Here is a 14885-nt window from a genome sequence, read left to right as displayed (position 1 = left end):
TCCTTCGTTTTCGTGGTCAGCGCGCGATGGCGGCCGACGCCTTTTTGAGAATGTCGATATAGCCTTCCGCTTGCCATGCCGAGCGGCCGATGAACAGCCCATCGATATGCGGCTGGCCGATCAGTTCGGCCGCGTTGCCGGGATTGACGCTGCCGCCGTAGAGCACAAGCGGGGCGGTCGGCAACCGGGTTGCTGCGACCTGCTTGATCAGCGCCTGCTGCTTGTCGGCATAGTCGGCGCTGGCCGGAATGCCTTTCTCGCCGATCGCCCACACCGGTTCATAGGCAAAGAGTATCTCTGCCGACAACTCATTGTTTGCGAGACCCTGCAGCGCGCCCAAAACCTGCGCGGTCAGGATTTCGTCGGCGCGGCCGCCCTCGCGCTCGGCCAGCGTCTCGCCGACACAAATCAAGGGTACGAAGCCGTGCTTGACTGCCGCTGCGGTTTTCAGTCCCACGATCTTGTCCGTCTCGCCAAAATGCTCACGGCGCTCGCTATGGCCGAGTTCGATCAGGTCGAGCCCACAATCCCTCAGCATCACCGGCGAAATCTCGCCCGTCCAGGCACCGGCATCGGCCCAATGCATGTTCTGGGCGCCGACCTTGACGCGGGTGTTGGCGAGCGCCGCCTTGACCTGCCGCACCGCGGTGAAGGGGGGAATGACGAAAGGCTGTATCGCCGGATCGAAGCCCGGCACGAACGCCGCCAATGCCTCGGCGAACTGCAGCGCCTCCGCCAGCGTCTTGTTCATCTTCCAGCTCGTGCCGACCCAATATGGGGCCATTCTTCTCTCCTTCGATCCGAAATTCGAATGATGCGTGTTTCCGGGTCTGCGCCGCCTTCGGGCCGGCGGTTTGCCTCAAGCGCGAGGCTTGAGACTTTCGCGGCCGCTGTCGATGTAAGGCGCCCAGAAATCCACCGACTCACGGATCATTGCAATAACCTGATGATCGACCGGTTCCCTCTCCCGGAAGGAAAGTTCAAGGCAGATTTCATTGTCGGTTCCGCCACCCGCCCGCACGGCGTCGAGCAGCTTCTGCGGGATGATGCGGCCATCCTTGTTGTAGGCGGCGGTGAACGGCCAGTGCCCGCCCTTGTTCATCGACGATTGCTTGATGTGGATGATCGGCGATTGCAACGGGAACGCTTTCGCCCAGGCATAGGGATCAGTGTCGTCAGGATTGGGCGAGGTCACGTCGCCATGGTCGATGTCGACCATCATCTGCATCGGGATCGGCAGCTTGGCCGCATCGACGGCGCCTTGCAATTCGACGCAGCTTTCGATCGTGTGGCCAAACTCGCGGCCGACCGACATCGGTTCCCAGAAAAGGTAGGTCAGGCCCGCCGCCTTGGCGTGCTCGGCCACTTCGCGCCAGCATTCGAGCGCGATGTCGAGAAGCGCCGCGCGCCGCTGCGGATCGTCAAAATCCTTGTAGGTGAATATGGCGAACTGCGTGCCCATGCCCGACGCGCCGAGTTCGGCGGAGATGTCGGCGAAGGTCTTGAACCAATCGACATAATAGCGGCGCACATCCGCGTCCGGATGGCCGAAATGATTGAGCCGGCCATAGGGACCGGTCATACCCGAAGTGATCCGCACGCCGGTCCGCGCCAGGGCGCTGTTGAACAGGCGAACGAACTTGGCGATCGTTGCCGCCGGCCAGCCCGGATTGACGAATTCATGCGTCAGCTGCACGTCGCGGATGCCGATGCCATAGGCAATGGCGTCGATCAGATCGTCGGGATCGGCGAAGCGATTGACCAGCGGGTTGGTGTTCAGCGAAAGCGTGAAGGTCATCAGTTCACCGCCGCCATTGTCTTTGTGCACCAGTCTTCGAATGTTTTCCGCTCGGCCGCATTGATATGCAGCCCGTGTTTGGTCCGGCGCTCGAGAACGTCGGCGGCGGTCATCGCCCATTCGGTCTCGAACAGGAAGACAGCTTCGAGCTCGTAGAAATCCGGGCCGAAACGACGGCCGAGATCCGCTTCGTCTTTGACCCCTTTCAGCAAAGCGCGTGTGCGCGTGCCGTAGCTTCGAGCATAGTGCTTCACCAGCGACGGGCTAAGCCACGAAAACTCGGCGTGCAGATCACCCAGGAACTGCTCGAAATCCGCGTTGGGCAGGTCGCCTCCCGGCAGGGGAATTTTGGCCGTCCAGGCCTTCTTCATGGTCGGAAAGAAGGGCTGTATTTTTTCGAGCGCATGTTCGGACAGTTTGCGGAAGGTGGTGATCTTGCCGCCGAACACAGAAAGCAGCGGCGCGCCACCGTTCGGGGCGTCGAGTTCGAAGATGTAGTCGCGCGTCACCGCGCTCGGGTTGTCGGCATTGTCGTCATAGAGCGGACGCACGCCCGAGAAACTGTAGACCACGTCTTGCGCGGTCAGCTGCCGCTTGAAGTAGCGATTGACCACCTTGATCAGATAATTGATCTCGCTTGCCTCGGCGGCCACTTCTTCGGGCCGACCTTCATAAGGAATGTCGGTGGTGCCGATCAGCGCCAGATCGTTCTCATACGGGTTGACGAAGATCACCCGCTTGTCGTTGTTCTGGATGAGATAGGCCTGCCGTCCCTCCCAGAATTTCGGCACGACGATATGGCTTCCTTTCACCAAGCGAACGTTGCGGGTGGAATTCTGTCCAGCGACGCGGCTGACGATGTCATTCACCCATGGCCCGGCCGCGTTGACCAACCCGCGTGCGCGGGCCCTCGTCACAGCACCCGTGCGGCCATCCTGCATGTCGATCGACCACAGGCCGCCTTCGCGCCTGGCGGCAATACAGGCCGTGCGCGTGAAGACTTTTGCGCCACGCTGACTGGCGTCGAGCGCATTGAGCAACACCAGCCGTGCATCATCGACCCAGCAGTCCGAATATTCGAAGCCTCGTTTGAATTCATCCTTGATCGGCGCTCCTTCCGGCGCGGTTCTCAAATTCAGCGTCCTCGTTCCCGGCAGGCGCTTGCGGCCGCCAAGATGGTCGTAGAGAAACAGCCCGAGCCGGACCAGCCATGCCGGCCTGTCTTCGGGGCTGTGCGGCAGCACGAAGCGCATCGGCCAGATGATGTGCGGCGCCGCCTCAAGCAGCACCTCGCGCTCGATCAGCGCCTCGCGCACCAGCCGGAACTCGTAGTACTCGAGATAGCGCAGGCCCCCATGCACCAGCTTGCCGGAACGCGAGCTGGTGCCTTGCGCCAGATCGTCCTTCTCGCACAGGATGACCGACAGCCCGCGACCCGCGGCATCGCGCGCTATACCGGCGCCGTTGACGCCACCGCCGATCACGAAGAGATCGACAATATCCGTTGTATCGCTCAAGACTTAGCTCCTGTGCGGTGCGCCATCGATTTCCACACCGGATGCAGCGCCTGACGCGCCGCGACAAAGGACGGAAACAGCGCATCGTAGGTTTGCGAAAGCGCCTCGTCATAGGCGTCGCATTCGCCCAGCAGCGGCGTCACCCACTCGGCGCAGCAAACATCCATCGAGCGATAGACGCCAAGCCCGACCGCGGCCATCATCGCCGCACCCGCGGCGCCGGCTTCCTGGCGGCTGCTGGTCCTGACTTGCGCGCGGGTCGCCGCAGCGATGATACGGCGCAGCGACGGGCTGCGCGCGGCGCCGCCAGACAGGCGGATTTCGCTGGGCATGCTGCCCATTGCCTGGTAGCAATCGCGGGCCGCGAAGGCCAATCCTTCGAGAACTGCGCGCGCCAGATCGCCAAAACCGTGCTTGACGGAAAGCCCGATGAAGCCGGCGCGCGCGTCTGGATCGACGAACGGTCCGCGTTCGCCGGCAAGCGAGATGTAGGGCTGATAGACCAGCGACCCCGGTTCCGATCCTTCGACCCAGACATCGAGCGCTTTCAGCAATTCGTCGCGCGAAGGCTTGGCGCCGCTGGCGGTCAGCACGTCGCGCGCCAGGCCAAGCAGCCAGTCGATGTTGAGCGTCGCCGCCATGTTGGATTGCAGTTGCGCATACGCGCCAGGAACCGGCATGGCGATCGTGTAGCCTGATGCATCGTCGTTGAGAACGACGTCGTCGGCAGTGCGCGCCAGGCGTGTGTGGATGCCGGTCGAGCCGATTACCGTGCAGCCGACATTGCCGCTTGGATCATAGAGGCCGGCGCCAAGCGCGGTGCTGACCATGTCGACATAGCCCAGCACCACCGGCGTGCCCTCAAGCAGGCCGGTCTCATTTGCTGCCGACGCAGAAAGCGGATGATGGTCGGTCGTGCCTTCGAGCATTGGCGGCAGCAGCCGGCGGTGCGACGTCAGATCGAGAATGTCGAGCACCTCGTCGGAATAGCTGCGCGAGCGGAAATCGCCGAAGGTGAATGTTCCCTCCGAAGGATCGGTGGCGAGCTCGCCGGTCATCTTGAAATAGAGCCAATCCTTGCAGTGAAAGGCATTGGCGGCGCGCTCCAGGATTTCCGGGCTGTTTTTCTTCAGCCAGCTGAGCTGAGCGCCCTGCTGGCAGGCGTTGAGCCCGGTGCCGGTGATCGCGAACCGCGTGCGATCCCGGGGATCGCCGCGCATCTCGTCCACCAGATGTCCGGCGCGCGCATCGAGCCAGAGCCAGGCGCGCCCGACCGGCATGCCGTCGCCATCGATCAGCCAGGTGCCGTCGCCCTGCCCGGTGACCGCGACGGCCGCGGTTCGCCGCGCGAGGTCTGGAATTTTCGTCGCCAGATCGAGAACGGTCAGCACCATGTCGCGCCAGGTCTGATTAAGGTCCTGCTCGGCGCCGCCGCCTTCCAGCGTGACGAAGCTGTTGGTCACCGACGCCATGGCAAGCTGCCGCCCCGACAGATCGAAAGCGACCGATTTGATCACGGACGTTCCCGCGTCGATCCCGATCAGCAGGTCTTTCATGCCGCACGTTCCGGATGGTTATGAAGGCAATTCACAAGGAGCAGTCTTTATTGTCTGGAGCCGTGGAAGAGCCAGGGAGTGTCCGCAAAGGACACCCCCTGAGCACGTTTTATTCCGACAGCACGAAGGGTGCGGTGTACTTGTCCACATTGTCCTTGGTGATGAGCAGGCAATCGAACAGCTGCTTCTCGCTGGTGGCGCCAGTAGCGCCCGACTTGATGAACGAGTCGGCCTGCTGCACAGCCTTGGCCGAGAAGATGGCCACCGGCTGAAGCACGGTGTACTGCAGTTCGCCGGACTTGATGGCCGCAACCGCATCCGGGGAACCGTCAAAGCCGCCGACCTTGATGCCGGCGAGCTTGCCAGCTTCCTTCAGCGCCGCAACCGCGCCAAGCGCCATTTCATCGTTGCCGCTAATCACGGCGATGATGTCGGGATTGGCTTGCAGCATGCTCTGCATCTTGTCGTGTCCCTGGGTACGATCCCAGTTGGCGACCTGCGAAGCGGCCTTTTCGAGATCCGGATACTGGCTCAGCACGGTCGCGTAGCCGTTCGAGCGCGTGGCCGCGTTGTTGTCCGACGGGGCGCCGAGCAGTTCGACATACTTGCCCTTTTCACCGACCGCCTGCACCCACTGCTGGGCACCGAGAGCCGCACCCTGGGCGTTGTTGGAGACGAGCTGGCCCTTGGCAAGACCTTCCTGGTTGATCTCGGCATTGACGAGGAAAACCGGGATGTTGGCGGCAATCGCCTTCTTCACCGCGCCGACCGAACCATCGGCATTGGCCGGGTCGAGGATGATCGCCACCGACTTGTTGGTGATGGCGGTGTCGATCAGATTGCTTTCGGTATTGGTGTCGCCCTTGTGGGCGGCGACGTTGGCTGTATAGCCAAGCTTTTCGGCTTCGGCCTTGGCGACGTTGCCTTCGGTCAGCCAGTAGGGGTTGGCCGGATCGTTGACGATGATCGAGATCAGGCCTGCGGCCGATGCGGCTGCGCTAAACCCGACCACCATCGCGGCGGCAAGCAAACTTCTAAGCACGATTTTCATGTACATTCCTCCAATGATTTTACGCGGTCTTGCTGCCAGTCAGCTGGCAGTCTTCCCTTGGGCAGGATTGGCCGGTTCGGCCTTCCCCCGTTTCTGAGAAGTCGGTTGGCCGCCCGTCGAAGCTGGAAGCTTGCTACGGCGGCGATACTGAACGGCATTGAGGAGCACGGCGAGCACGATGACGGCGCCGGTGAACACTGTCTGCCAGTAGGATGAGATGCCGATGATCACCAGACCATCGGACAGGAAGCCGATGACGAAGGCTCCGAGCAAGGTGCCGCGAATGTTGCCGCGCCCGCCGGTGAGTGCGGCGCCGCCGATGACCACGGCGGCAATGGCCGTCAGTTCGTAGGTGGTGCCGGCGGTCGGCCCGGCCGAGGTCAGCTGCGAGGACAGGATCAGGCCGGCAATGGCGGCGCAGATGCCCGACAGCACATAGACCGAAATCTGCACGGTCTTGACCGGAACGCCGGAGAGTTCGGCGGCGCGCTCATTGCCGCCCGAGGCGTAGAGCCAGCGTCCAAAGGCGGTGCGGTTCAGGACGATGCTGCCGATCAGCGCGATGACCGCCAGCACCACCACGCCGGTCGGCACGCCGAACAGGCGGTTGAAGCCGAGAGCATCGAAACCGGTGTTGCCCAACTCCGGCTTGCCGCCGAGATTGTTGTAGGTCAGGCCGCTGGTCATCAGCAGTGCCAGGCCGCGCGCCATGTACATGACGCCGAGCGTGGCGACGAAGGCCGGAACCTTGAACCGCGCGATCAGCACGCCGTTGATAAGCCCGACGGCCGCACCCAGCATACAGGCCAGCACCGCGACCACCCAGACCGGCGGGTAGAGAACGACGCCAACCCAGGTCAGCGTCACGCCCTGCATCAGAAACCCGGCGACGACGCCGGCAAGCCCGAGCGTCGACCCCACCGACAGATCGATGCCGCCATTGAGGATGACGAGCAGCATGCCGACGGCGAGAATCCCGAAGATGGCGACATGCGAGGCCATGGTCAGGAAATTCGCCACCGAAAGGTAATAGGGCGACAGGATCGAGAAGACGACGATGATGACGATCAGGGCAAAGAAGGCCCGGCCTTCGAGCAGCAGCTTGGCCACGTCGAAGCCCTCGCCGCCCGCATTGGGGCTGGACTGTTTGCTGGCCTGGCTGACATCGCTCATGATCGGGGCTCCGGAATCTACGATCAGGCGACCACGGCTTCGCCGGAGGCGGCCATGATCTGCTCTTTGGTGGCGTTGGCGCCGAATTCGGCGGAAATCTTGCCGCGCCGCATGACGACTATGCGGTGGGCGATGCTGAGGCACTCATTGACCTCCGAGGTCGAGAAGACGACCGCCAGGCCTTGCGCGGCACGCTCGCTGAGCAAGCGAAAGACTTCGGCCTTCGCGCCGACGTCGATGCCGCGGCTCGGCTCGTCGAGAAGGATGACCTTGGGATTCGTCGTCAGCATCTTGCCTATGACGACCTTCTGCTGGTTGCCGCCCGACAGCGATCCGATCATGGCGTTTCCGCCCGCGGTCTTGATGGTCACCTTGCGGATCGAATCGTCGATCAGTGCGCGCTCCCTCTGCCGGGAGAGGAAGAGCCCCTTGGCGAATGCCTCGATGCTGGCAAGCGACAGGTTGCGGCCGACGGTCATGGTCTGAACCAGGCCATCGCGCTGGCGATCCTCGGGGACCAGAACCAGACCTCGGGCGATGCGCTGGGCAATGGTCAGTCCCGAAACGTCCTCACCCTCCAGCAGCGCCCGCCCGCCCGCCATGGGCACACGGCCGGCGACGGCCTCCAGCAATTCCGTGCGGCCCGCGCCCATCAGCCCATAGATGCAGACGATCTCGCCCGCTTTGACATCCAGCGACAGATGATCGACGACGTAGCCTGAACCCGAAGCGTCGGTGACGCTGACATCCTCGATCGACAGCGCCACCGCGCCGAACTCGTGGCCGGTCGGCGGCGAGCCGAGATCGAAATTCTCGCCCACCATGTTGCGGACGATCCATTCGAGGTCGATGTCCTTGGCCTCGGCCGTCGCCGTGATCGCCCCGTCACGCAGCACGACGGCGTAGTCGGTGATCTGCAGCGCCTCTTCGAGGTGATGCGAGATGTAGACGATGGAGACGCCGCGGCTGGTCAGGTCGCGGATCACCTTGAACAGCACTTCGACCTCCGTGGCGCTCAGCGCGGAGGTCGGCTCGTCCATGATCAGGATGCGGGAATCGACCGACAGCGCGCGTGCGATCTCGACGATCTGCTGCTGCCCCAGGCGCAGGTCCTCGACCAGGGTCATCGGATCGATGTCTTCTTCGAGGTCGGCCATCAGCGCCCGCGCCTGGCGCGCCTCCTCGGCGAAGTCGAGGCCGGTTCTGGTGCGCAGTTCGCGGCCCATGAAGATGTTGTCGCGAACGCTCAGGTTCGGCGCCAGGCTGAGCTCCTGGTGGATGATCGAAATGCCGCGATCGCGCGCGTCCGAAGACGAGGCAAAGCTGACGAGATTGCCGTCGAGCACGATGTCGCCGGATGTCGGCGTCACCACGCCGGACAGGATCTTCATCAGCGTCGATTTGCCGGCGCCATTCTCTCCGAACAGGGTGGTGACCTTGCCGCGATGGATGTCGAAGTTGACGCCCTTGAGCGCGTGGACGCCGCCATACGACATGACGACATTGCGCGCCGAAAGCACGGCATCGCCAGTCGCGGGTTCTGTGCCGGCAGTCATTGTCATTTGACGTCCAGCCTCACCGGTGTGACCAGCCAGCTCTTCGGATTGACCAGCTTGAAGACGCCGACCACCGCTATTGTCTTGCCGGTCAAGGCGCTGGTATCGACTTTCGCCAGCACCTCCTTCTTCATCTCGTTGTTCAGCGCCGAGCCGGCGTCCTGATACTCGATCTGGTTGGTGAACTGACCAAAGGTGATCTTGCCGGTGGCGTCGCGAAGCTCGGTTCCGTTGATCGCCGGCCCAGTCTGCACGCGGACCGTCAAAGTGTCGGGCAAACCGTCGACGGCGACCTTGTAGATGCCCGATTTTCCCTCGCCGACGACGCCGGTGAACTTGACCGAAATGACCGGTCCGACACCCGCCGGCACGCCATATTCCTTTTCGGCCGTCGCCCTGTCCTTGGCGATCGCCGTCGCCACCGTCGCGGCGTCGGCGGCACGCGCTTCGACATCGGCTTGCACCTTGGGGAATTCAGATTTGCCGTAGTCGGCTGCCGAAAACACGGCGTTGCGAACATCGCCGGCAGAGCCGATCTTGATCACCTTGGTGTCGAGCGCCATGGCGCCGAGCAGAACCAGAGCCGCGGCGCCGGCAAGCACCCGGCGCAGGCCGGGCGAAGCTTGCCGGGCGGTGGCTTTCGCGCTCATGATGCAACCACCAGCGGTGCGGATTGTGCGTTGTCACGCATTCGAAGTTCCTCCGTTCACGCGGCGCTTCGCGGCCCCGGCTGCATCGTCGAGCTCGACCAGGGCGCGGGCCGTGCATTCGTCGGTGATCAGGCCGCTGAGATAACGGCTTTCGAGTACTGCCTTGATGGCGCGCACCTTCACCTTGCCGCCGGCAACGGCAACGATCCTGCGGCCCTTCAACTGATCGCGCGGAAGCGCCAGTATTCTTTCCGACAGGGCCGTTTCGACCGGACGCCCCTTGTCGTCGAAGAAATGCGCCAGCAATTCACCAACGCCGCCGTCACGCTTGACCTCGTCGATTTCGGAAGGCTCGATCATGCCGGTGGCGACCAGAGACGCCTCCCGCTCGGCCGTGCCTATTCCGACGAACATCAGGTCGGACCGGCTGGCGAGAGCGAACACATCGCTGATGCCGCGCTGGCCAAGCAGCACTTCGCGGTCCTCGGCGGTATTGGCGACAAAAGGCACCGGCATGACGAAAGCCTGCGCGCCGGTCCGCTCTGCCAGGCGATGCATGACGTCGTGCGGGTTGGCGGCGAATTTGCGCGTCACGCCGCCAAGCAGCGAGACGAAACGGATGTGAGCAGCAGTTGCGCGCGTCAGATATTCGACGCTGGCGGCAAGCGTGCGGCCATGGCCGACGCCGATCAGCATGTCTTCGCCGCGATCGATTTCGCGCCTCAGGAACTGGGCGCCGGCAATGCCCAGCCCCTTGAGCGGCAGTTCGTCCTGATCGAGATCGGGAACCACCTCGCAATAGTGGAGCCCATAGGCGGCGATCAGGCGCTGTTCCAGGTCGACGCATTCGGCGACGTCGCCGTCGATGAAGACCCTGACCAGACCTTCCTGGTTGGCCTTGGTGATCAGCCTATGCGCCTTGAGACTGGTCAGGCCAAGCCGCTTGGCCACCTGGGCCTGGGTCAGACCACCGGCATAGTGCAGCCAGGCCGCGCGCGTGGCGAGACTGGACTCATGGCCGCGGTTCGCGGATCCGCCGGAATTCAAGCCATTCCCTCCCCAGGGTGATAATATTATCTTTGTGTGCAAAAATTTTCATACCTTTGTATCGCTGTCAATCCCTCCGCAGATGGTAGCCTCCAGCCGACGTTCGGCAGCCAACGCGCCTATTAGAAGGTAAGCATATAATATGACCATATGGCAGCGTTATATTAACGTCAATTTGTGTTATCCATCCCGGTGGTGGCACCCGTAGGCGCGGGCAAAATCCTGGGTTTAAGATGGGAAGTTTGGAGCAACACGGCCCAACGAGGGCAAACCGATGGGTTGCCTCAGGAAAGCTATCGGCGTCAGCGATCAAGCGATCAGTCCAGCCGCATCAGGTTCCTGCCCTCGAGCTCGACAACAGCGGCTTCGACCTCCCGCGCGAGGCGCTCGGTGCTCCACCCCAACACCCGCCCGGCGATCGCGGCAATCTCCGTCAGGTCGCGGCTCGTCAACGAGCCGCCTATCGCCAACGTGCTGCGGCGCATGACGACATCGGCCAGATGTTCGACGAATTCGTTGCGCACGATGTAGTCGATTTCCGCCTTGCCGTAGCCGTCCGAGTCCGGCAGACGACCCTCATCATTCGACCCGTGCCTGGCGATCTCAACGGCTCTGGTCCCATAGCGCGACAGCAATTGGTCGAGGCGCCCTTCCCCGGCGCCTGCTGCCTGCTGTGCCTCAGCCAGCCAGTTCGCGCGCGCCGCGGCGTTGGCCGGAAAATCCCGGCCACCCCCGATCGGCATCGATCGTGTCGACACCTTGCGGCTGCGCTGCAAGCGCTTGAGTACGGTATCAGTGACTTCCTCGGCAAAGCCGCGGAACGTCGTCCATTTGCCGCCGACCAGCGAAATGACTGCAAAGGGCCTGTTGCCGTCCGGCTCGGCGACCGGCGCCGAATGATCGCGGCTGATCAGTCCGGGCGTCGCTGCTTCAGACGTCGGCAGCGGCCGGATGCCGCTATAGGCGTAGACGATCTGGTCGCGCTCGAACGCCATGCCCGGCAGCAGCGTTCGCACGCTGTCGAGCAGATAGTCGGCTTCTTCGGGTTCGCAGCGGACCGCGTCCGGATTGTCGGCCTTGATGTCGGTCGAGCCGACCAGCGCCAGGCCGAGATAGTCGTAGACCAGGCAGATGCGGCCGTCATCGGCCTCGAAATAGAGCATGCGCCCGGCGAGGCTTTTGACCAGTTCGTCATGCCTTAACAGGATATGCGAGCCCTTGGTGCCGCCGATCATCTTCGATGGAGCACCAAGCAGCGCGTTGACGTCGTCGATCCACGGACCGGCGGCGTTCACCACCAGCTTCGGCCGCACCGAAAAGGCCGCGCCGTTTTCCGGCTGGAAGGTGAGCACGCCATTGGCTGAAGCCGCCAGTGTCGTGTAGTTGGCACCGGCAGACGCCGCGTGAGCCTGCAAGCCGTCGAGGATCAGTTCCAGCACCAGCCTTTCCGGGTGACTTATCTTGGCGTCGTAGTAGGTGCCGGTGGCGACGATCGCCGGATTGAGCGCCGGCATCTCAACAAGCGCCTGCCGCCGCCCGACCATGCGGTGGCGCGGCATGACCTGGTTTCGTGAACCGTAGAAATCGTAGATCATCAAGCCGATCTTGATCAGTATGGCGCCGCGGCTGCGCGGCGCGCTGGTCGAGCCGAACAGCGTTCGCAACGCCGCGAGCATGCCCTTGCTCCACGAGAAGATCGGGATGACGGTCGGCAGCGGGCTGACATAGTGCGGCGCGTTTTGAAGAAGCAGATTGCGTTCGAGCGTCGACTGCGCCACCAGCCCGAACTCGCCGGTCTCGAGATATTTCAAGCCGCCGTGGATGAGCCTCGACGGCGCGGCACTGGTGCCCGAGCCGAAATCCGCCTTTTCGACGATCAGGCAGCTGACACCTTGCGCGCACAGATCGCGAAACAGCCCAGCCCCGTTGATGCCGGCGCCAAGAATGACGACGTCGACTTCGCCGGTCCCGGCCATCGCGGCGAGACGCCCTGCGGGATTGTCCGCCCCGGCTCCATCTGCTGGGTTCATGGCGCCTTCGTCTTGACGATGCGCAACTTCACCCCCGCCCGTTCGAGGCTCTGCGCCTGCGCATCGCCCAGGCCCTCGGTCACCAGCACGGCGTCGAAACTGGTCAGATCGTCGAAGACATGCAGCGCGATCCGGTCGAATTTTGCGTGGTCGACCAAAAGGATGCGCTTCACGGAGGCGGTCATCATCGCCTGCTTGACCCGCACGACATTCGGATCCTGGATGAAAGCAGTGGTTCCGGTGACGGCCGAAGCCGAACAGATCAGCACATTGGCGCGCAACTGCGCCACGGCGTTCTCGCAGACAATGCCGATATAGGCGTTGTAAGTGGGATGATACTGGCCGCCGAGGCAGATGAAATCGATATCGTCCACATTGATCAATTGGCCCGCCGTCGAGACGCTGTTGGAAATGACGGTCAGCGGCTTGACGTCGAGCAGCAGCGTCGCGACCGCGTTTGCCGTCGATGAATCGTCCAGCATCACCACCTGGCCGGCCTCGATATAATCCAGTGCCGCCCGCGCCAGTGCATCCTTCTCGGCTCGATTGACGGTCACCCGGTAGCGGAAAGCGCTCTCGTAGAGGCCGGAAGGCTGGACCGTCACCGCACCGTGCAGCTTGCGCAGCACGCCCTGCTGCGCAAGCCGGTCGATATGCCGGTGGATGGTCATGCGCGACACGCCGAAATGCTCGACCAGATCATCGATGCGCACCTGGCCGAGCTTGATCACATAATCGGCGATCTCTTCGCGTCGTTCGTCGGCCTTGATCATGCGTTTACCCCCGCCAGCCTTTCGATATCAGGCCAATGCGACTTCAGCTGCTCGGCTATGCGGCAGTAGAGCGAAAACCGCTCATTGAACACAGCACTGGAGGCGGGCACGGTTTGGTACGTCCGCTCCGTCATGCCGACCTGCCTGGCGCCCTCTTGCGGCGTCTTGAACAAGCCGACCGCAGCACCTGCGCAAAGCGCGGCACCGAGGGCCGCGGTCTCATCCGTCGAGGTGACGGTGACCGGGGCGTTCAGCACGTCGGCAAACATCTGGACGAAAGCAGGATTGCGCGAACCGCCGCCGGTCAGGCGGATCTCGCTGACGGCAAAGCCGTCGCGCAAAGCCTCGACATGGGTGCGGTGATTGAAGGCGATGCCTTCCAGAACCGCCTTCAGCATGTCGCCGCGATTGTGCCAGCCATGCAGGCCGACAAAGCTGCCGCTGGCCAAATCGCCATAGGGAGAGCCGAACAGATAGGGATGAAACAGGATGGTCGAAGGCTTCTTCAACGCCGCGTCGATCTCTCCCGCCAGCAATTCGTGGAGCGAGCCGCCATCCGCGTTTGTCCTGTCTTGCTCCAAGCGACAGAAAGTGTCGAGAAACCAGTCGTAGTTCGCGGTCGAGGCCGGCGAGATCGACATGTTGTTCCAACGCCCCGCATCGATGGCGTTGCGGCAGAACCAACGTCGGTCGACGCGCGGTTGCGAAGAGACGACTTCGTTGATGGAATACGTGCCGGCGACGATGGCGAGCACGCCGTCTTCATGGCCGCCCATGCCAAGCGCCGAGGCGGCCACGTCGTGCAGGCCGCAGGCGACCGGTGTTCCCCTGCGAAGGCCGGTCCTTTCGGCGGCATCGGCTGTGACTTGACCGGCGATGTCAGCGGAATGCGCCACCGGCGGCAGCGCGTTGAACAGATCCTTCAACCCGAAGATGCGCAGCGCTTCAGGCGCATAGGCTTGCGTGCGAAAATCCGTGAATGAAGTGCTGGCCTCCGTGCGGTCGGTCCCGATCGTGCCGGTCAGGCAAAAGCGCAGCCAGTCCTTGCAGGCCAGCACATGGCCGATGCGGCCATAGCGATCAGGATCGTTCTGCTTAAGCCACGCCAGCAGCGCCGACGGCGCCGAAACATGCGGCGTCTGGCCTGTCGTCGCCAGTGCATCGGTGAAAACGGTACCGGCGGACCACCTTTCGACAATGTCGCCGGCGCGGCTGTCGAGCGACAGGATGCCTGGTCCCAAAGGCTGACGATCATGATCGAGCAGATAGAGACCATCGCCATGCGCGGTCGCCGCCACCGCCTTGATGTCTTCCGCCGGCCTGCCGGAGAGCGCGATCGCCTCCTTGATGGCGTCGGCTGTTGCTTGCCACAGGCCTGACATGTCGCGCTCCACCCAGCGCGCGTGGGGCATCGATTGCGGCACCCGGCGACGGGCCACGGACAATTGCGCGCCGTCGGCATCGAAGATGACCGCCTTGGTGACCGTGAGGCCGTTATCGATTCCGAGCAGGCTGGGCATGATCACCGCCTCTTTCAGCAACTGGCGATTGCTACAGGGCGATCCTGCAGTCTGATGCAAGGGCGAAACACATGGCGACAACCCCGATTGAGCAAGGGGGACAAACGGCAAAAGCACCTCGCCGCAACGAAGAACTCATATCTTTATGTGAATTTAACGTCAACATACGCGACAAAAAGGCTTCGGCGCCAGGGAGCCACGGATGGATCTCGCG

The 14885-nt window shown here is 63.0% G+C and carries 12 protein-coding genes; all 12 read right to left on the bottom strand.

What is annotated here, in order from left to right; genetic code table 11:
• Nucleotides 1-16: 16 nt before the first annotated feature.
• The 12 genes from NKJ78_RS21020 to NKJ78_RS20965 all read right to left on the bottom strand — a co-directional run bounded on the left by NKJ78_RS21020 (nucleotide 17) and on the right by NKJ78_RS20965 (nucleotide 14671).
• On the bottom strand, nucleotides 17-784 hold the full coding sequence (locus NKJ78_RS21020) for a triose-phosphate isomerase (RefSeq protein WP_023701685.1): 768 nt from the start codon (nucleotides 782-784) through the stop codon (nucleotides 17-19).
• A gap of 75 nt (nucleotides 785-859) precedes the next feature.
• Nucleotides 860-1798: a sugar phosphate isomerase/epimerase family protein gene (locus tag NKJ78_RS21015; protein ID WP_352459159.1), complete on the bottom strand. Its 939-nt coding sequence runs from the start codon at nucleotides 1796-1798 to the stop codon at nucleotides 860-862.
• Complete coding sequence (locus NKJ78_RS21010) at nucleotides 1798-3315, bottom strand: glycerol-3-phosphate dehydrogenase (protein ID WP_023739038.1); 1518 nt, start codon at nucleotides 3313-3315, stop codon at nucleotides 1798-1800. Before NKJ78_RS21010 ends, NKJ78_RS21015 begins: the two co-directional genes overlap by 1 nt.
• Nucleotides 3312-4871: an FGGY-family carbohydrate kinase gene (locus NKJ78_RS21005; protein ID WP_023739039.1), complete on the bottom strand. Its 1560-nt coding sequence runs from the start codon at nucleotides 4869-4871 to the stop codon at nucleotides 3312-3314. The genes NKJ78_RS21010 and NKJ78_RS21005 overlap by 4 nt, the downstream gene beginning before the upstream one ends.
• A 109-nt stretch (nucleotides 4872-4980) precedes the next feature.
• Nucleotides 4981-5922, bottom strand: a complete 942-nt coding sequence (locus tag NKJ78_RS21000; protein ID WP_081725422.1) for a D-ribose ABC transporter substrate-binding protein — start codon at nucleotides 5920-5922, stop codon at nucleotides 4981-4983.
• A 39-nt stretch (nucleotides 5923-5961) separates the two neighbouring features.
• Nucleotides 5962-7095: an ABC transporter permease gene (locus tag NKJ78_RS20995; RefSeq protein ID WP_023739040.1), complete on the bottom strand. Its 1134-nt coding sequence runs from the start codon at nucleotides 7093-7095 to the stop codon at nucleotides 5962-5964.
• A gap of 23 nt (nucleotides 7096-7118) precedes the next feature.
• On the bottom strand, nucleotides 7119-8657 hold the full coding sequence (locus NKJ78_RS20990) for a sugar ABC transporter ATP-binding protein (RefSeq protein ID WP_023833798.1): 1539 nt from the start codon (nucleotides 8655-8657) through the stop codon (nucleotides 7119-7121).
• On the bottom strand, nucleotides 8654-9301 hold the full coding sequence (locus NKJ78_RS20985) for a DUF2291 domain-containing protein (RefSeq protein WP_023697633.1): 648 nt from the start codon (nucleotides 9299-9301) through the stop codon (nucleotides 8654-8656). Before NKJ78_RS20985 ends, NKJ78_RS20990 begins: the two co-directional genes overlap by 4 nt.
• A 33-nt stretch (nucleotides 9302-9334) precedes the next feature.
• Nucleotides 9335-10348 (bottom strand): sugar-binding transcriptional regulator, encoded by a 1014-nt coding sequence (locus NKJ78_RS20980; RefSeq protein WP_352562623.1) that lies wholly within the window; start codon nucleotides 10346-10348, stop codon nucleotides 9335-9337.
• Between the two features lie 317 nt (nucleotides 10349-10665).
• A complete protein-coding gene (locus NKJ78_RS20975; RefSeq protein ID WP_023739043.1) occupies nucleotides 10666-12378 on the bottom strand; it encodes a glycerol-3-phosphate dehydrogenase/oxidase in 1713 nt (570 codons plus the stop codon).
• Nucleotides 12375-13151, bottom strand: coding sequence for a DeoR/GlpR family DNA-binding transcription regulator (locus tag NKJ78_RS20970; protein ID WP_023672603.1), 777 nt, complete (start codon nucleotides 13149-13151; stop codon nucleotides 12375-12377). The genes NKJ78_RS20975 and NKJ78_RS20970 overlap by 4 nt, the downstream gene beginning before the upstream one ends.
• A complete protein-coding gene (locus tag NKJ78_RS20965; protein WP_352459123.1) occupies nucleotides 13148-14671 on the bottom strand; it encodes an FGGY-family carbohydrate kinase in 1524 nt (507 codons plus the stop codon). The genes NKJ78_RS20970 and NKJ78_RS20965 overlap by 4 nt, the downstream gene beginning before the upstream one ends.
• Between the last annotated feature and the right edge of the window lie 214 nt (nucleotides 14672-14885).

It is taken from the genome of Mesorhizobium sp. M0037, assembly GCF_040323635.1.
Taxonomy (GTDB): Bacteria; Pseudomonadota; Alphaproteobacteria; order Rhizobiales; family Rhizobiaceae; genus Mesorhizobium.
The sequence above is the reverse complement of the archived record's forward strand: the minus strand, read 5'-3'. Positions and strand labels throughout refer to the sequence as shown.

What these genes read in the sequence shown, in the direction of transcription:
- NKJ78_RS21020 (WP_023701685.1), bottom strand. Translation starts at nt 784, where the DNA reads ATGGCCCCATATTGGGTCGGCACGAGCTGGAAGATGAACAAGACGCTG.
- NKJ78_RS21015 (WP_352459159.1), bottom strand. Translation starts at nt 1,798, where the DNA reads ATGACCTTCACGCTTTCGCTGAACACCAACCCGCTGGTCAATCGCTTC.
- NKJ78_RS21005 (WP_023739039.1), bottom strand. Translation starts at nt 4,871, where the DNA reads ATGAAAGACCTGCTGATCGGGATCGACGCGGGAACGTCCGTGATCAAA.
- NKJ78_RS21000 (WP_081725422.1), bottom strand. Translation starts at nt 5,922, where the DNA reads ATGAAAATCGTGCTTAGAAGTTTGCTTGCCGCCGCGATGGTGGTCGGG.
- NKJ78_RS20995 (WP_023739040.1), bottom strand. Translation starts at nt 7,095, where the DNA reads ATGAGCGATGTCAGCCAGGCCAGCAAACAGTCCAGCCCCAATGCGGGC.
- NKJ78_RS20990 (WP_023833798.1), bottom strand. Translation starts at nt 8,657, where the DNA reads ATGACAATGACTGCCGGCACAGAACCCGCGACTGGCGATGCCGTGCTT.
- NKJ78_RS20985 (WP_023697633.1), bottom strand. Translation starts at nt 9,301, where the DNA reads ATGAGCGCGAAAGCCACCGCCCGGCAAGCTTCGCCCGGCCTGCGCCGG.
- NKJ78_RS20975 (WP_023739043.1), bottom strand. Translation starts at nt 12,378, where the DNA reads ATGAACCCAGCAGATGGAGCCGGGGCGGACAATCCCGCAGGGCGTCTC.
- NKJ78_RS20970 (WP_023672603.1), bottom strand. Translation starts at nt 13,151, where the DNA reads ATGATCAAGGCCGACGAACGACGCGAAGAGATCGCCGATTATGTGATC.
- NKJ78_RS20965 (WP_352459123.1), bottom strand. Translation starts at nt 14,671, where the DNA reads ATGCCCAGCCTGCTCGGAATCGATAACGGCCTCACGGTCACCAAGGCG.